At 64.3% G+C, this 16,479-nt stretch carries 14 protein-coding genes and 1 pseudogene; 9 read left to right on the top strand and 6 right to left on the bottom strand.

The window, feature by feature from the left end; translation table 11 throughout:
• Positions 1 to 67: 67 nt before the first annotated feature.
• Genes BN972_RS05515 through BN972_RS05505 form a run of 4 tightly spaced genes read left to right on the top strand, consistent with a single transcriptional unit; the run spans position 68 to position 3,033 of the window.
• The gene (locus BN972_RS05515) at positions 68 to 421 is read left to right on the top strand and encodes a hypothetical protein (RefSeq protein WP_080696701.1); all 354 of its coding nucleotides are present in this window, start codon (positions 68 to 70) and stop codon (positions 419 to 421) included.
• Position 422: 1 nt separating this feature from the next.
• A complete protein-coding gene (locus BN972_RS05510) occupies positions 423 to 1,022 on the top strand; it encodes an SDR family oxidoreductase (RefSeq protein WP_036353798.1) in 600 nt (199 codons plus the stop codon).
• Positions 1,019 to 1,960, top strand: coding sequence for an SDR family NAD(P)-dependent oxidoreductase (locus BN972_RS28095; RefSeq protein WP_142277019.1), 942 nt, complete (start codon positions 1,019 to 1,021; stop codon positions 1,958 to 1,960). The genes BN972_RS05510 and BN972_RS28095 overlap by 4 nt, the downstream gene beginning before the upstream one ends.
• A complete protein-coding gene (locus tag BN972_RS05505) occupies positions 1,900 to 3,033 on the top strand; it encodes an amidohydrolase family protein (protein WP_051545284.1) in 1,134 nt (377 codons plus the stop codon). Before BN972_RS28095 ends, BN972_RS05505 begins: the two co-directional genes overlap by 61 nt.
• A 13-nt stretch (positions 3,034 to 3,046) precedes the next feature.
• Here BN972_RS05505 and BN972_RS05500 read toward each other — a convergent pair whose 3' ends face one another.
• The 4 genes from BN972_RS05500 to BN972_RS05485 are packed head-to-tail and all read right to left on the bottom strand — an operon-like array spanning position 3,047 to position 7,956.
• Positions 3,047 to 4,597, bottom strand: coding sequence for a class I adenylate-forming enzyme family protein (locus tag BN972_RS05500; RefSeq protein WP_036353793.1), 1,551 nt, complete (start codon positions 4,595 to 4,597; stop codon positions 3,047 to 3,049).
• Positions 4,594 to 5,796 (bottom strand): acyl-CoA dehydrogenase family protein, encoded by a 1,203-nt coding sequence (locus tag BN972_RS05495; protein WP_036353790.1) that lies wholly within the window; start codon positions 5,794 to 5,796, stop codon positions 4,594 to 4,596. The genes BN972_RS05500 and BN972_RS05495 overlap by 4 nt, the downstream gene beginning before the upstream one ends.
• Complete coding sequence (locus BN972_RS05490) at positions 5,793 to 6,755, bottom strand: acyl-CoA dehydrogenase family protein (protein WP_036353788.1); 963 nt, start codon at positions 6,753 to 6,755, stop codon at positions 5,793 to 5,795. Before BN972_RS05490 ends, BN972_RS05495 begins: the two co-directional genes overlap by 4 nt.
• A 7-nt stretch (positions 6,756 to 6,762) precedes the next feature.
• Positions 6,763 to 7,956: an amidohydrolase family protein gene (locus tag BN972_RS05485; protein ID WP_036353786.1), complete on the bottom strand. Its 1,194-nt coding sequence runs from the start codon at positions 7,954 to 7,956 to the stop codon at positions 6,763 to 6,765.
• Positions 7,957 to 8,119: 163 nt separating this feature from the next.
• Here BN972_RS05485 and BN972_RS05480 point away from each other — a divergent pair, with 163 nt between their 5' ends.
• The 5 genes and pseudogenes from BN972_RS05480 (at position 8,120) to BN972_RS05460 (ending at position 12,487) form a co-directional block, all read left to right on the top strand.
• On the top strand, positions 8,120 to 9,232 hold the full coding sequence (locus tag BN972_RS05480; protein WP_036353783.1) for an acyl-CoA dehydrogenase family protein: 1,113 nt from the start codon (positions 8,120 to 8,122) through the stop codon (positions 9,230 to 9,232).
• A pseudogene (locus BN972_RS05475) lies at positions 9,229 to 10,119 on the top strand (TIGR03619 family F420-dependent LLM class oxidoreductase); the annotation flags it as partial. The gene BN972_RS05480 and the pseudogene BN972_RS05475, both read left to right, overlap by 4 nt.
• 27 nt (positions 10,120 to 10,146) lie before the next feature.
• A complete protein-coding gene (locus BN972_RS05470; protein WP_036356619.1) occupies positions 10,147 to 10,773 on the top strand; it encodes a cysteine hydrolase in 627 nt (208 codons plus the stop codon).
• A gap of 56 nt (positions 10,774 to 10,829) precedes the next feature.
• Positions 10,830 to 12,023: an amidohydrolase family protein gene (locus BN972_RS05465; protein ID WP_036353780.1), complete on the top strand. Its 1,194-nt coding sequence runs from the start codon at positions 10,830 to 10,832 to the stop codon at positions 12,021 to 12,023.
• Positions 12,020 to 12,487: a MaoC family dehydratase gene (locus BN972_RS05460; protein ID WP_036353777.1), complete on the top strand. Its 468-nt coding sequence runs from the start codon at positions 12,020 to 12,022 to the stop codon at positions 12,485 to 12,487. The genes BN972_RS05465 and BN972_RS05460 overlap by 4 nt, the downstream gene beginning before the upstream one ends.
• Here BN972_RS05460 and BN972_RS05455 read toward each other — a convergent pair.
• On the bottom strand, positions 12,484 to 14,877 hold the full coding sequence (locus BN972_RS05455) for a CaiB/BaiF CoA transferase family protein (protein WP_036353775.1): 2,394 nt from the start codon (positions 14,875 to 14,877) through the stop codon (positions 12,484 to 12,486). The two genes, BN972_RS05460 and BN972_RS05455, sit on opposite strands and share 4 nt — an antisense overlap.
• Positions 14,874 to 16,334: an aldehyde dehydrogenase family protein gene (locus BN972_RS05450; protein WP_036353772.1), complete on the bottom strand. Its 1,461-nt coding sequence runs from the start codon at positions 16,332 to 16,334 to the stop codon at positions 14,874 to 14,876. Before BN972_RS05450 ends, BN972_RS05455 begins: the two co-directional genes overlap by 4 nt.
• Positions 16,335 to 16,479: the final 145 nt, after the last annotated feature.

The following is a 16,479-nucleotide window of genomic DNA, read 5'->3' as shown; positions in this document are numbered from 1 at the left end:
AACCAGCTCGCAAGCAACGGCTCCGGCCGCAGCACTACCGATCGGCACGACGTCTACCTGGGCACGGATGCACCGATGGCTCAAACGAGGGTTGTATGTCTGTCTCTTCGGATTGGTCATCGAAGGCTCGATGACGGTTCCGGTGATGGCAGTCTGGTACGGCTGGCCGACGCTGTCCCTGACCGAGATATGCAGTGAGTTGCTGAAGGTGCGCTTCTCCGATGACTCACTCGAATGCCACCATCCCTATCCGATGGGCGGCCCCCCGTTCGGCGGCCCACCGGAAGCCGCCGGCCAACGCACGGCGCAAGACGAATGGGGCATCCAGCCCAAACCCCGGTATCAGCGCATCGGCTTCCGGGAGTTGGTGAGAATCCACGACGAACGTGTGGCCAGGCAGTCAGCCGTTCCTCGTCGCTGACATGTCCACCGCAACGGTCGTCATAGCACCGGCCGGAGAACTGTCGGCGGCGCTGGCCGCCGGCTTGGACGCGGGCGTCATAGACCCCACCGAACCCGAGCTGCCCCAGGCCGACGGAGTCGTCATAGTCGTCGGCGTGGATCCCGCGGCTGAGCCGCTCAACACACTCGACACCGATGACTGGGACCGGATCGTCGATGCCACTATGTGGGACACGCTCACTGCGCTGCAACACGCCCGGCTGTCGGTGCGGCATGCCCAGGGACGGATCGTCTTGGTGCTGCCGACGATCGGCATGGCCGGCGCCGCCGGACTGGTGGCTTACACCACCGCCATCGAGGGCATCCGCGCGATGGCGAAATCGGCCTCGCGCCAATGGGCCTCACAAGGTGTCGTCGTCAACGCCGTGGCGGCCCCCCTGCAACTATTCGCTCCACAACTCGCGGCTGCCGCGAACCACTTGTCCGCTCCCGCCCTCCCAGACGACCCGTCAATTGTGCGATCAGTTGTAGAGGCCGTGAAATTCCTACTGCAGCCACACCTCGGCCACCTCGTCGGCGACACAATCATCGTCGATGGCGGATCGATGATGCTGCCGTGACGCTCTCCGGTCTGACGGCCCTGGTGACCGGAGCGGGCGCAGGTGTCGGCCGCGGCATCGCGCTGGCTTTGGCCTCGGAAGGGGCGCACGTGATCGTCGCGACCCGGTCGCAGACGGGACTGGCAACGGTTGAGGAGATTACGTCCCGTGGACACATTGCCACGTGGGCTTGTTGCGACGTAACCGATGCTGCGGCGGTGGCGGATGCGGTAGACGTCGCGGTCACAACAACCGGCCGCCTCGATGCAGTGGTGCACAACGCCACGAGCAATTTGTCCAGCCAGCCGCATGAACTGCAAGCAGTCGACCGGGGACTCTGGGAGCAGCACTTCGCGGTGTCGCTCCGCGGCGCGCGGCATTGCGCCACAGCCGCGTTCGAGGCCCTCCGAAAGCAAGGCGGCACCTTCCTGGTCATGACCTCGCCGGCGGGCGTCGAGGGCAGCGCGACGCTTCCGCTGTACGCCACGATGAAGGGTGCACTGCGCGGCTTCGCAAAAAGTCTCGCCCGGGAATGGGCTGCGCACCTCATCACCGTGAACGCTGTCTCCCCGATGGCATACTCGCCTGCGATGACCGCGGCGATCAAAGCCGAACCTGCCATGGAAGAACGACTTTCGCGCCGGATCCCGCTGGGGCGCATCGGGGACCCGGAACATGACATCGGATCGGCGGTCGCCTTTCTGGTTGGCCCCGCAGCACGGTATATAACTGGTCAGACCCTGAGTGTCGACGGCGGTCACTACACAAGCCTCTCATCTGGACGCCTGGAAATGCTGGTTCTCGTATTCGGATATAGTTATCTCCGTTGCGTTACTCACCGGAGGAGTCGACCGTGGCGGATGAACAAGCACTCGAGGTCTGGGATGCCGACAACCACATGTACGAGACCATCGATGCCTACACCCGCTACCTGCCGGAGAAGTACTCCGAAGCGCTGAAGTTCGTTGAGGTCAATGGGCGCACGAAGCTACAAATCCTCGGTGTGGTCACCGAGTGCATTCCGAACCCGACCTACGAAGTCATTCCCACGCCGGGCGCATGGGCCGACTACTACCGGGGGATCAACCCGGAAGGCAAGACGTTGCGCGAACTCGCCAACCCGATCCGTTGCCCCGACGAGTTCCGGCGTCCTGACCTCCGTCTGGCGCTGATGGACCGCCAGGGCGTCGACGGTGCGGTGATGTTCCCAACGACCGCAGGCATGCTCGAGGAACGGACGAAGTCGGACACCGAACTCACTCACGCCATAACCCACGCCTTCAACCGCTGGCTGCTCGATGACTGGACATTCAACTACCAGAACCGCATCTTTGCCGTTCCCGCAATCTCTCTCAACGATCCGGCCAAGGGAGTTGAGGAGCTCAAGTGGTGTCTGGACAACGGCGCCAAGACCGTGTTGATCAGGCCGGCGCCGGTACCCCGTGAAGACGGCACCTCACGCTCGCCCGCACTGCCCGAATTCGACGACTTCTGGCGTCTGGTCGAGTCCGCCGGCATCGCGGTGCAGATGCACAATTCCGACGCCGGTTACGACCGTTACCTCAACGACTGGGAAGGCGGTGACGAATTCCAAGGCTTTCAATTGACCAAGTTCCGCGGCTTCATCTACGAAGAGAGCCGCCACATCTTCGATACGCTCGCTGCGTTCATCGCGCACGGTGTGTTCGAGCGCTTTCCCGGATTGCGTATCGGCGTCGTCGAGAACGGGGGTTCCTGGGCTCAGCGGCTGATGGAGGTTTTCGATCGGGTGTACCGCAAGAAACCCCGTGATTTCAGCGAGCATCCGTGCGATGTCTTTCGCAGGCATGTCTGGGTCAACCCGTTCCACGAAGAGGACATGTCACACCTCATCGACATACTCGGCGCGCAGCGGGTGATGTTCGGGTCCGACTATCCCCACCCCGAAGGCCTCGCCGAGCCGGCAGAGTTTGTTTCCGAACTCGACGACCTTTCTCCCGACATCACCGCACGGGTCATGGGCGGCAACCTGAAGGAATTGATCGGCGTTTGACGGGCCTCGCTGATTAGGAGTAACGCGAACGCAATTCGTTCTTCAGCACCTTACCGGTGAGGTTGCGCGGCAACGCCGGCACGAGCTCGAGTCGTTCCGGGAATTTGTGGCGACTCAAACCTCGATCCGCACAATGTTGCACCAGCGCGCCGAGCGTGACGTCGCTTCCGGGCGAAGCGACCACGACGGCACAAACCCGTTCTCCGGTACGAGGATCCGGTACCCCGACCACCGCGACGTCGGCGACCGCGGGATGCGCGGCCAACACACCCTCGATCTCGAGGGCCGAAATGTTCTCCGCATTGCGGATTATCGCGTCCTTGATCCGGCCGGTGATGATGACATTGCCGTCGGCGTCGATACATCCCCGGTCTCCGCTGCGGAACCACCCGTCGGCGTCGAATGCCGCGGCGTCCAGCGAGCCGTCGACATATCCGAGGAAACACTGGGGTCCCTTCAGGCGCAGCTCACCCTCTGCGCCAACGGCGACCTCGCTCTCGTTGTCGTCGACCACCCGTACCGAAACGCCGGCAACGGGGCGCCCGACCGTCCGGTCGAGCAGGTCAGGGGACGCCTCAGGTGTCTGCGAGGTCGCGACCGGGAACTCGGTCAGACCCCAGGAGTTGGCGACGCCGTTCACGGAGAACGTTTCACGCACCTGCCTGCCCAGTTCCGCGGTGATCGGCGCGCCCCCGCCTACGCAGCCGCGCAGCTCGGGATAGAGCGGTTCGCTGCCGTGTGCCCGTTGCGCCGCCATGAAGGCGACGAAGAATGGTGTCGCCGTACCCAGCAGCGTGGGGCGGTGCGCAGCCACGGCCCGCGGCGTGGTCGCGGGGTCGAAGAAGTCGAACAGCACCAACCGCATTCCGGTGCGCAGGCTGGCCGCCAGCATGGCGGCACCGCCGATATGAGAAATGGGAAAGGGAATCGGGTTGACGTCGCTGCTGGAGGCCCCCACGATGCCGACCACCCCGGCAGAACCGGCGATCACCGAACGATCGCAGTGGCGAGCACCTTTCGGCGCGGCCGTAGTACCCGAGGAGTAATAGATCCAGCGTGGGTCTTCCCCGGAGGACGGAGGGTCACCGAGCGCGGCGGGGTCACCGGCAGGCAACCGAAGCCGGTCGGTGACCGGTGCATCGTGGTCGATGACCACCACCGACATCCCGCGTTCGCTCGCCACGGCATCCGCGAGCGCAGTGTGGTCGAACCCGCGCCAGCGGCCTGGGACGATCAACACCTCGGTCGCGAGTTGTTCGGTGACGAACCGGACTTCGCTCTCACGCCAGATCGGGAGGATGGGGTTCTGCACCGCACCCAATCGGGTGAGAGCCACCATCACCACCATGGTTTCCAGGGTCGTCGGTAGTTGCCAGGAGACCAGGGTGCCCGCCCTTACCCCGCACTGCGCCAGCCCCGCTGCGGTCCGCAGCGCCTCGTCGCGCAGTTGGGCGCAGGTGAGACTGCGACCGTAGTCGTCGGTGAGCACCACTTGGTGTGGGTGTGTCTCGGCTACCGCGTCGACGAGACCCCAATAGGTCGCGGCGGCTTCTGGCGTGTTCACCGGCTCGGTAACAGCAGCCGACGCTTCGCGAGGATATTACGCATCATCTCCGAGCTTCCGCCGGAGATCGTATAGGCCCGTGACCACAGCCAGCATTCTCGCAGACGCTCTTTGGCCCGAAGGACATGCGCGTCGTTCGAGCCCGAATTCCTTGCCGTGGCCGCCAGTCCAGCACCGTACGCCGCGACCCGATGGTACGTCTCGGCGAAGCTCAGTTTGGCGATCGAGCCGTCACCGGGCTGATCCGCACCCACGATGAGCCGTTCCACATGGTCGTCGATGAACGCCTTGGCCACCTCGACCTCGACAACCAGTCCGGCGACGGCTTGCTGGATATCGGTGTGCCGCAGCGCGGGGATACCGTCGATCTGCGAATTGCGCGCCACCGTCACGAGGTCCTCGATCAACAGTTCGAGCAGGATGACGTTGCCGCCAATGCCGAATCGCTCGAAATCCAGACCGGCCATGATTATCGACCAGCCCTGCCCGACTTCACCGATGAGGCTGTCCGCGTCAAGCACCACGCCGGTCAGAAAGACCTCGTTGACCTCGATCGCGTCGCCGATGGTGCGGATCGGCCGGACCTCCACGCCGGGCGTGGACAGCGGCACGGTGAATACGGACAGGCCGTGGTGACGCGACGAAGTCGGATCCGTTCGGATGAGCGCCAGTCCCATGTCGGCCCAATGTCCATCGGTGATCCACGTCTTCTGTCCGTCCAGGACCCAGCTGCCGTCATCCCGGCGGACCCCGCGACTGCGGACTCCGGCGATGTCGCTGCCGGCATCGGGTTCGCTCAGCAACTGACACCACACGTGCTCGCCCCGTCTGATCCGCGGCAGCAGCGTGCGCTTCTGCTCCTCGGAGCCGAAGTGCAGTAGTACATGAGCGGCTAGATTGACCTGCTCGACCGGGCGTGGCGCCCGGGCCCGCAGGATCTCCTCGCTGACGATGCGGTCATGAAGCGGATGGTGGTCGGGGCGACCGCCGTGCTCGGCGGGCCAGTCCGCGCCGACGAAGCCGGCGTCGAACAGCGCGGCGAACCAGGCGCGCAGCCGGGCCTCCTGCTCGGCGGTCTCCGGCGCCCGATGCCCTTCCCGTGCTTCGCTGGGCGGCGCGTGCGCCGCGATGTGTCGCCTGACCCGATTCCTGAAGGCCGCCAGTTCTTCTGCGCTCGGCCTGCCACCGAAATCACTCACCAGCCGGATACCTCGGCGAGCCGGGCACGGCTTGACCTCGCCGTGCCGATCAGTTGGCCATTGGTGAAGACCCGACGCAGCTCATGGTGCAGCGGATACTCCCACGTGAAGCCGATCCCACCGGATAGTTGCATGCACTCGTCCACTGCCGCGGTGGCTCCGGCGGTAACAAATGCGTGTGCCACGGTCGCCAACACGGACCCACGATCGTCACCGGCGGCAAGAGCGCGTGCCGCCTTCATGACGACCGCGCGACCTTTGACCTCGAATACGAACAATTCCACCAGTCGGTGTTGGATCGCCTGAAAGCTCGCGATCGGTGCGCCGAAGGCCTGTCGATCCTTGAGATAGGAGATCAGCCTGGCGAGCGTCATGGACATTGCACCGATGGAGTCGGCTGCGACGAGCAGTCGCGCGACGGCCGTCAACTCCTCGGCCCGCTCGGGTGATCCGATCGGCACCGTCGGTACCCCGGCGATGTCGACTCGCCCAACCGGGCGGCTGACGTCAAGCAGATCGGGGTCGGGAGAATTGCGTACCGCCGAACCGTCGATCAGATGAATTCCTTTGCGGCTCAAAGTAACCAGCACGTTCAACACGTCCGGACGAACGACCAGCGCGGACTCATCGGCGACCAGCCCCGCCGCGGCGGCGCCGCTCAGCAGGTCGGGTAGCCAGCGCTGCCTGATCTCGTCGGGCGCCGAGGCGACCGCCGCGGCGGCCACGACGGTCCCCAACCACGCGGACCGGTCCTGAGCTCGACCGAGCTCCTCGGCAACGACGCACGACTCGATCGGCCGCCAGCCCGCACCGCCCATCGTTTCCTCGACAAGCAGCCCGGTCCAGTCCATCGCCGCGAGGTCGTCGATGGAGTCTTTTTCTCCACGTTCGGCAAGGAAGCCCCGTGCCGACGCCCGCAGTAATTCGAGGTCGATGTCGGCCGAGTCCTCGTGGCCCATTCCGCTGTCAGCTCCGACTGAGCAGCTGGTCGGCGTTGTCGCGCATGATCCGCTTTTTAGCGGATTCGTCGAGCGGGTCGAGCAGTTTGATGAAGTCGGCCGGTTCGGCCAAGCCCTCGGCGTGTGGGTAGTCCGAACCCATCAGCAGGCATTCGTCGTAGCCCAGGCGCTCGACGATGGCCGGGATGTCGTCCTCGGGGTATGGGACCACGCCCACATGGCGACGGAAGATCTGCGACGGGCGTTCGGTGAGCTTTCCACCAATCCATGGGCCGTTGCGTCCCATCCCCCGGCTCTTGTCCATGTGGACGACGAACTGGGGCACCCACTCCGCGCCGTGTTCGGCGACGAGAACGTTCAGGCCCGGAAAACGCCCGAACAGATTGTCGAAGATGAGCGCGGACAGAGTGTCCTCGATTGGGCGCTGTCCGTAGATGTTCATCCACTGCCAGGCGGACATGTGCCATGCAGCGGGATCGGGGTTGTGTCCCCAGGCCGGCGAGATGGTGTCGAAGTACCAGTACGGCTGGATGTGGAAGACGAGAGTGCATCCGGCTTCCTGCAGCCGGGCGTAGACCGGGTCGAAATACGGGTCGCCCGGGGAGCGCCCGTAGGCGGGCCCCGTCGGCAACAGCACCAGTCGGGCGCCCTGCTCGATGATCGCTTCGGTCTCTTTGATCGCTGACTCGAGGTCACGTAGCGAAAGCAATGCGGTCGCATAGAGGCGGTCCTGATAGTTGAAGCCCCAAGTCTCGTTGAACCACCGGTTGAACGACCGCAGGTTGGCATACAGGGCTTCGGTGTCGTCGACGTAGTGCTCGGCGGCCAGCGCCATGCCCGCCGGGAAGATCACTGCGCGTTCGACGTTCTGCTGGGCCATCACGTTGAGCCTCGGCTGGCGCTCGAGGTATTCGGGCTGCATCGGCTGCGGCTCGTAGGTCTCGTCCGGGTTCCCTGAGCCCATCTGTTTGAGCATCTCCTTGAGCGAGCCGGGCCGGTAGGCCAGGTCGAAACCCAAGCCGGCTTCACTATTGAAGGTCGCGACGCGATGTCCGGCGAGGATGACTTCCTTTCCGTCGGCGGTGACGACGGGTGCGATGGCGCGGTCGTGAAATGCTTTGGGCAGGTAGCGGGTGAACGCGTCGCGCGTCTCGTAGCAGTGCGTGTCGCAATCAAAGATCCCGTAGTCGAGTTTCCTCACCGCGTGTCCCCTTCTTACGAGAATGAATATTCTCTAATTTCAGAAAACATACTATCCTGATGCGGCAACGCTTATCCCGGGCCTGTCCTAACGCAATGCCCCGGAACACGTGCTTCGGCAACCCCGCTGGAAGACAACGTGATCGGTGGGCAGGAGGTCACCTGTGCCGGCAACCGAGGTCGACGACCTCCGCCGCGTCGTTCGCGACTACTTGTCCGAGACGTCGTCCAGCGAGACCGTGCGCCGGCTGATGGTGACCGACAGCGGTTTCGACGCGACAGCTTGGCGGCAAATCGCCCGCGAGCTCGGCCTGACCGGCATCGCCGTGCCCGAGAAGTGGGGCGGGGCCGGCGCCGGCATGGCCGAACTCGCGGTGGTTTTAGAAGAGATGGGTGCCGCGCTGCTGTGCTCCCCGTATTTCGCCACCGTCGTGCTGGCCACACAGGCGATCGTGGCCAGTGGTGATCGGTCCGCGATAGAGCGGTTCATCCCGCAATTCCTGGACGGGTCAAGCACTGGCACGCTGATCCTCGATGGCCGACTCGACGCATGGGATCCGGCCGCCGTCACAATCAGAGCGGAGCCGGATGGCGCAGTTCACCGGATTCATGGACAGGCACCGCTCGTCCTCGACGGCCACACGGCCGATGTCGTGCTGGTGGCCGCGCGAACCGGGGCCGGCATCTCGCTGTTCGCAGCCCAGGGTCGGTCGGAGGGCTTGCGCCGTACCGAACTGACCACACTTGACCGCACCCGCAAGGTCGCTCGCGTGGAGTTCGACGGCGTCCCGGCCGAACTGATCGGAACCGACGGTGATGCCGCGGCATATCTGGGTCGCACCGCGGATGAAGCCGTCGTCGCGCTGGCCGCAGAACAGGTCGGCGCGGCGCAACGCTGCCTCGACATGGCCGTCGACTACGCCAAACGCCGAATTCAGTTCGGCCGGGCGATTGGCAGCTTCCAAGCCGTCAAGCACCGCTGCGCGGACATGCTGGTGTTGGTCGAGGGGGCCCGTTCGGCCGCGATGCACGCCGCTGAGGTGGCAGAGGCCGACGAACTGGCGATCGCCGCGTCGGTCGCGAAGATGGTGTGTTCCGAGGCGTTCCTACAGCTGAGCCTGGACAACATGCGAATTCACGGCGGCATCGGCTTCACCTGGGAACACGATGCCCATCTCTACGTTCGCCGGGCTAAGGCCAGCCAGTTGATCTTCGGGACACCGGATTACCACGCGGAGCGCCTGGCCACGCTCTTGTTGATGAAAGGACAGCAGTGACCATTTCATACTCCCTCGAATTGCCCACCCAGCGAGTCGAGGCGGTTGGGGAGTTCGTCTCCGCGGAAGCGATCAGCGACATCGCAAAGGCGGCGGAGGCAAGCGGATTCGCCGCAGTACACGTCACCGACCATCCGGCACCGGACGCCAAGTGGCTCGACCACGGGGGCCACCACGCCCTGGACCCTTTCGTCGCGCTGGCATTCGCCGCCGCGGCCACCACCAATGTCAAACTACTGACCAACGTCTACATCGCGGCCTATCGCAACCCCTTCCTCGGCGCGAAATCGATTCAAAGCCTTGCGGTGCTGTCGAACGGGCGGCTCATCCTCGGAACCGCCGCGGGCTACCTGAAGCCGGAGTTCCGAGCGTTGGGCGTCGATTTCGACAATCGCGGCGCTCTGCTCGACGAGGCACTGGACGTGCTGTCGAAAGTTCTCACCGGCGAGGACATCGCCTACCAGGGCACGTCGTTCACCTCCCGAGGTGTCCGCTTGCGCCCACTGCCACAAACCCTTCCACCGGTATGGGTGGGCGGTAACAGCAAGCCGGCCATCCGGCGCGCCGTCTCACGTGCGCAAGGGTGGGCCCCGTTCAACACATTCGGCTACGCCACGGCGTCCCGGACCGCGGAGATCTCGACCATCGAGGAGCTGGAAGCCGCAATCGGCTGGGCGCGGCAATACGCGGTCCAGATCGGCCGCACCGCTGCGCTCGACATCTGCTTCTCGGCAGGAAATCTGTTGGACGACACCAGGTCGAATGACGAACGTCACGACACCATCGACAAACTGACCCGGGCTGGGGTCACCTGGCTGACCATCGCGCCGCCGGGATCCGACCGCGCGGAGGTCATCGAACGAGCGCAGGCCTTCGCCAAAGAGTTTTATCGCTACACGATAACCTCTGTTCTCATGCCTCAGCCGAGCCTGCACGAACTACTGGATCCCGCCACCACCGCGCTGGTGACCCAGGAATGCCAGGGCGGTGTCATCGGCCCCCAGGCCGGTCTGCCCCTGCTCGCGGAAGAAGCTCGCCGCGAGGCTATTCCGAATATCGCCAAGCTGGTTTCCGCCGCGAGGTCGGCCGAGGTAGCGGTGGTGCACTGCCTCGTCCAGCGGCGCGCCGACGGGCGAGGTTCCAACACCAATGCCCGACTGTTCGCTGCCGGCAAATCGTTCGCCGTCGACCTCACCCCGGGCAGCGCGGGCGCGTCGTTGCTACCGGAGTTGGGTCCGGAGCCCAGCGACCTGGTCCTTACCCGCACCCACGGCGTCGGACCCATGTGCGGCACCGACCTTGATTCGGTGCTGCGCAACCTGAATATCAAGACCATTGTGGGCGTTGGCGTTTCAGTCAATATTGCCATCCCCAATCTGGTGATGGATGCCGTCAACCGCGGATATCAGTTCGTGTTGCCGCGCGACGCGGTCAGCGGGTATCCACGCGAATACGCGCAGTCGATCATCGACAACAGTCTCGCGTTGCTGGCCACGGTCACCACTGCCGATGCCGTGGTCGACGCTTGGATCCGAAGATGATAACGTCATTTTCACCGAGCGTAAATGGCCATATCCGCTGCTCAGGAGGAAGTGACATGCCTGCCCGTTCCCTGCCGTACCCGGTTTTCGACATCGACAACCACATGTACGAGACGACGGACGCGCTGACCAAATATCTGCCGAGGGAGCACCGCGGCAAGGTCGGCTATGTCGAGGTGAACGGTCGGCCGAAGCTGGTCGTGAAGGACCACATCAGCCACATGATCCCCAACCCAACCTTCGCACGCGTCGCCAGGCCGGGCAGCGCCGAAGATTACTTCCTGGGTAACAATCCCGAAGGCCTCACATTCCGTGAATTCATCGGTGAAGCAATGGATGTCATTCCCGCATACCAGTTCCCGGCTCCCCGGCTCGAGTTGATGGACGAGCTGGGCATCGACCAGTGTGTGATGTATCCCACGCTCGCCAGTCTCATCGAAGAGCGCACCACCGACGACGTCATCCTCACCCACGCCATCATCCACGCGCTCAACGAGTGGATGCATGAGCACTGGACGTTCAACTATCAGAACCGAATCTTCGCAACCCCGGTCATCTGCCTACCCCTGGTAGACGAAGCCATCCGGGAATTCCACTGGTGTCTAGAACGGGGCATGAAGACGTTCCTGGTCCGTCCCGCACCGGTACCGAGTCGCTTCGGTGGCTCGCGTTCGATGGGTTTGCCCGAATTCGATCCGTTCTGGGAGGAGGTCGTCAAGGCAGGCATGCCGGTGACCATGCACGCCTCCGACAGCGGCTACCAGAAGCACCTCATGGAATGGGAGGGCGGCGACGAGTACCTGTCGTTCAAGCCCAGCGCACTGCGCGAAGTGGTGATGGGGCACCGCGCGATTGAGGACACTTTGGCTGCGATGATCTGTCACGGTGCGCTCTCACGTTTCCCGGATCTGAAGATCCTGTGCGTCGAGAACGGTAGTGGCTGGGTGCGCAATCTGCTCGAACAGCTCAACACCGCTTACCGGATCATGCCCAAAGAGTTCGACGAGCATCCCGTCGAAGTATTCAAGCGCAACATCTACATTCACCCGTTCCTGGAAGACGACATCAACGGAATCATCGACATCATGGGTGAGGATCACGTGATGTTCGGTTCGGACTTCCCTCATCCGGAGGGCATCGGTGACCCGCTGAGCTTCGTGGACAGGCTTGCCGGTGTTCCCGATGCCGTCAAGGCGAAGATCATGGGAGGCAACGCAATCGAGCAGTTGGGTCTGAAGGTCGCGGTATGACAGCCGCCGTCGCCAAGGTTTACGACGGGATCGACGCCTTCGAAGCGCAGGTCGGCCAGCACCTGGGCTACAGCGACTGGCGTCGCGTGACTCAGCAGGAAATCGACCTGTTCGCCGAAGCGACGGGTGACCATCAGTGGATCCATGTCGATCCGGAGAAGGCGGCAACCGGCCCGTACGGCAAGACAATCGCCCACGGCTACCTGACCTTGTCGTTGGTGCCGATTCTGGTGCAACAGATCTATCGGGTCACGGGACTGTCGATGCAGGTGAACTATGGATCCGACAAACTACGCTTCCCTGCCCCGGTCCCGGTGGACTCCAGGATCAGGGCAGGAGCCGAACTCCTCCGGATAGAGCGCAACGACAGAGGTGGACGGGCCACCGTCCGGGTCACCGTCGAAGTAGAAGGTTCCGACCGTCCGGCGTGCGTCGTCGACACCATCGCCGCAATGATCGCCTAGGCATTCAAAACCCGCTCACCGATTACCTGTTGCTGGTACAACACCGCGATTTCCTCAGCGGAAAGCCCCAGCGCCGCCAGTACCTGCCCGTTGTGCTGGCCGAGGGTGGGCGCCGCCGACCGGTGATGCCGGCCGGTGCCGGGTGAAATCCGGAATGGCCAGCCTGGGAATCGATGTCGCCCGGTGATCGAATGCTCCAGCTCCTGGTAATAACCACGCGCATCGAGCTGGTCTACGTCGTACATCCGGTCGGAGGTCAGCAGTCGCGCCGCCGGCACACCGCGCCGCGACAGCGCCGCCACCAACGCGTCGGGGGGCTGGGTGCCAGTCCACTCCGCCAGCGTCTCGTCAAACGCGTCATGGTTGAGCAGCCGGGCTGCTGGGGTGGTGAAGCGCGAGTCATCCCGCAGTGCACCTTGCCCCATGGCATCCAGGACTGCGAACCAATCGGTGTCGTCGCGTACCGACAGGGCGACCCACTCGTCCTCGACGCTGGTCGGATAGACACCTTGTGCGTAGCTCCGGTGCCGATTTCCCTCACGCGGGCGCACTTTCCCAGTCAGCGAGTACTCGATGACGGGCTCGGCGGTCACCGCCGCACCGGTTTCCACCTGTGCGACCTCGATGAGCTGACCCTCGCCGGTGCGTCTCCGGTGCGCTAGTGCGGCGAGCAACGCGATTGCGGCATGCACGCCTGCGATGGGATCGGCGGGGCCCTGTAGGTTGCATGGCGGACCGTCTGGATACCCGGTCGCGGCCGACATGCCTGAGACCTGTTCGATGTTGAGCGCCCAGCCCACGTAATCGCGCCACGGCCCGGCCAGTCCGAATCCGGGCATGCGCACCATGATGACGTTTGGATTGACCTGCGTGAGCGAGGCGTAGTCCAGCCCGAACTGCTCCACCACGCGCGGCGAGAAGTTCTCCACCACCACATCGGCTTCGGCCGCCAGGCGCAACGCTAATTCGCGACCGGTGGCCGAGCCGAGGTCCAGGGTGATATCACGCTTATTGAGGTTGGTGCCCTGCCAGAGTGGCCCCCGTTCGTACCAGTCATCCCCTTGCCGTAGTAACGCGCCCGAGAAGCGGTGCCCGTCGGGACGCTGTATGGACTCGACCTTGATGACATCTGCCCCGAATGCGCCCAGGTAGCACGTCAGGTATGCGCCAGCCCAGAACGTGCTCAGGTCGAAGACTTTCAGACCCGGAAACGGCCCCGATTCGTCGGCGTCGACGGCGACCTCCGGCCAGCCATCCCGCTGCGGCCAGCCTTGCGGCTTGCCGGAGGTCCGGGCGGGCGCCGGAAGCGATGGTGCAACAGGCGTTTTCGACAGACGAAACGGCGGTCCGGGCCGGGTGAATCGCCATTCATCACCGCCGGCCTCGATGAAGAATCCGCGGTCGTCATACTGCGGACAATCCATGATGGTGTCCCCAGCACACACCGGCGCCGCGGGGATCCGCATCGCCTGGCTGAGCTCCACCAGCTCCGCGACCGTCATCGCATCGAAAAACGGCTGAGCCTTGGCAAAGAACTCGTCGCGCTCGGGGCCGCCGAGCATGATCGCCAGTTGCAACTCGCCGAACTCCGGCAACCCGACCATGGCACAGACGTCGAGCCAGTGCTGGCCGGTGAGGCAGTTGATCCCGATCCAGCCGTCAGCGGCGCGGACGATACCCAGCATCGGTGCCGCCTTGGAATTGGTGGGCAAGCCAAGGCTTTTCAGCCGTTCAGCCATCAGCATCGGATAAGGCAGGGTCGACAGGAGCGATTCGAACATCGAGACGTCCACCTCGATGACCTGGTTAGCCGCGGCTGCGCAACGCAGCGCCGTCAGGCCCCCGAGCGCCGCGTAGGCGCCGGCAACGTACTCGGGGATGCGGGCACCGGCCTGTACCGGCGGGCGACCCGGCTCGCGCAGGTTGACCCAACCCGACGCCGCCTGCAAGGTCAGCGACGTCGTCACCTGGTCTCGAAGCGGTCCGTCCTGGCCGAAGCTTGAGACCCGGACTACGACCAGGCCGGGATTGAGCCGCGACAGCGCTTCTCGATCCAGTCCGTACTCTGCACGTTCGGGCGCCCCAGCAGGCAGGCTTTCCACCAGGATGTCGGCAGCGGCGATGAGTTCGTGCAAGCTCGAAAGGTTGTCAGGCAGCGCCAGGTCCATTGTCGTGCCGCGTTTCCCGGCGTTGAGGTACTCGAACAATCCACTGCGCTCCGGATCTGGCCGGTCAGCCGGAAACGGCCCCCAGCCCCGCAGCGGATCACCACTTTGAGTTTCGACCTTGCACACATCAGCGCCGAGATCGACCAGCAACTTCGTGCAGTACGGCCCGGCGATCTCGGTCGCCAGCTCGACTACGCGCAGGCCTGCCAGCGGCCGATTCACGCGGGCACTCCAATTGCCTTGGGCTCCATGTACGCCCGCAGCCCAAGCACGCCGCCCTCGCGGCCGATACCGCTCTGCTTGAAGCCCCCAAAGGGGGCATCTCCCGGAATGGTCCCGTTGATTGACACCTGGCCGGTGCGGATCCGGCGTGCAACCGCCAACGCGCGCTCAACGTCAGCGCCCCACACCGCACCGCCCAGCCCATATGCCGAATTGTTGGCAATTGCCACCGCATCGTCGTCGTCGCGGTAGCGCAACACGGTCAACACCGGGCCGAACACCTCCTCCTGAGCGATGTACGAATCGGCCGACACATCGGTCAGTATGGTCGGCTCGAAGTAGAAGCCGCTGCTCAGGTCTTTCGGACGTGCTCCGCCGGCCACCACGGTGGCCCCGTCTGCTTCCGCCCGCCGGACGAAACCCTCCACCCGGTCCAGGTGTTCACGGCTGATCAGCGGACCCATGGTGACCGCGGGATCGGCTGGGTCGCCGATCACCACAGCCCGGGCCAGTTCGGACAGTCGAGCGACCACATCGTCGTGAAGCGAGTCGGGCAGCAATAGCCGACTGTTCAGGATGCACGCCTGGCCGGCATGCATGGTGCAGCCCTCGAACAACAACCGAGCCAACAGCTCGTCGGTGACGTCCACGTCGGGTAGCAGGATCGTCGCCGACTTGCCGCCGCACTCGAGCAGGACGCGCTTCATCGTGCTGGCCGCACCAGCCATGACATCGCGGCCCACGGTAGAGCTACCGGTGAAGCTGACCATGTCGACCCGCGGGTCAAGGGTCAAGATCCTGCTGGCCTCGACACTCGTCGGGGTGACCACATTCACGACCCCCGCTGGTATATCAGTGTTTTCATGGATGAGGCGCGCCAAGGCAAGCCCAGCCAGCGGAGTCAACGGTGACGGCTTGAGCACGAGGGTGTTGCCGGCCGCCAGCGCAGCCCCCAACTTCATCACATTGAGGGTGTGCGGAAAGTTCCACGGCGTCATGGCAGCGACCACACCGAGCGGTTCGTAGCGCAACAGCGTGGTCCCCGCCGCCCCCCATGCGTCCATCGGCGCCTCAGCCGGCTCCATCGCCAGCTCGGCGGCATGTCCGACCATGAAGGCCGGACCTTCGACGTGAATCAGCCGTTCATTGGCCGAACAACCCCACTCAGCTTGCGCCAGGGCATAAGTCTCCTCGCCGTTGGCCATCAAGGCATCGCTGAGCTGTTGCAGGCAGCGGGCCCGCTGCGCCGGCTCGGCGAAGCGCCACGGGCCATGGTCGAAAGCCGCCCGGGCGGCGGCAATCGCTCGCTCGACCTGCGCCACGCTCGCGTCCGGCGCGGTGGATACCACCTGTTCCGTCGCGGGATTGACGACGTCGTAGCGGCCACTGTCCCCATCGATCCACTGTCCGTCGATGTAGTGGCCATACGTCTCGACCATGGCACGCACGCCAGGCATCACACGCCCGCCTTCCGAATGCTGAGAACAGACATATCCAAACTGTATGTACACCTGCAACGAGGCCATCGTCAACGATAACGGCACTACGAGGGGGCGTCATATCCCACGATTGACAGCGCTCCCGAATGTCGGGTAGACAACT

It is taken from the genome of Mycobacterium asiaticum DSM 44297 (genome assembly GCF_000613245.1).
In the GTDB taxonomy this organism is placed as follows: Bacteria; Actinomycetota; Actinomycetes; order Mycobacteriales; family Mycobacteriaceae; genus Mycobacterium; species Mycobacterium asiaticum.
Note: the sequence above shows the minus strand (reverse complement) of the source record. Positions and strands in the feature narration are given on the sequence as shown.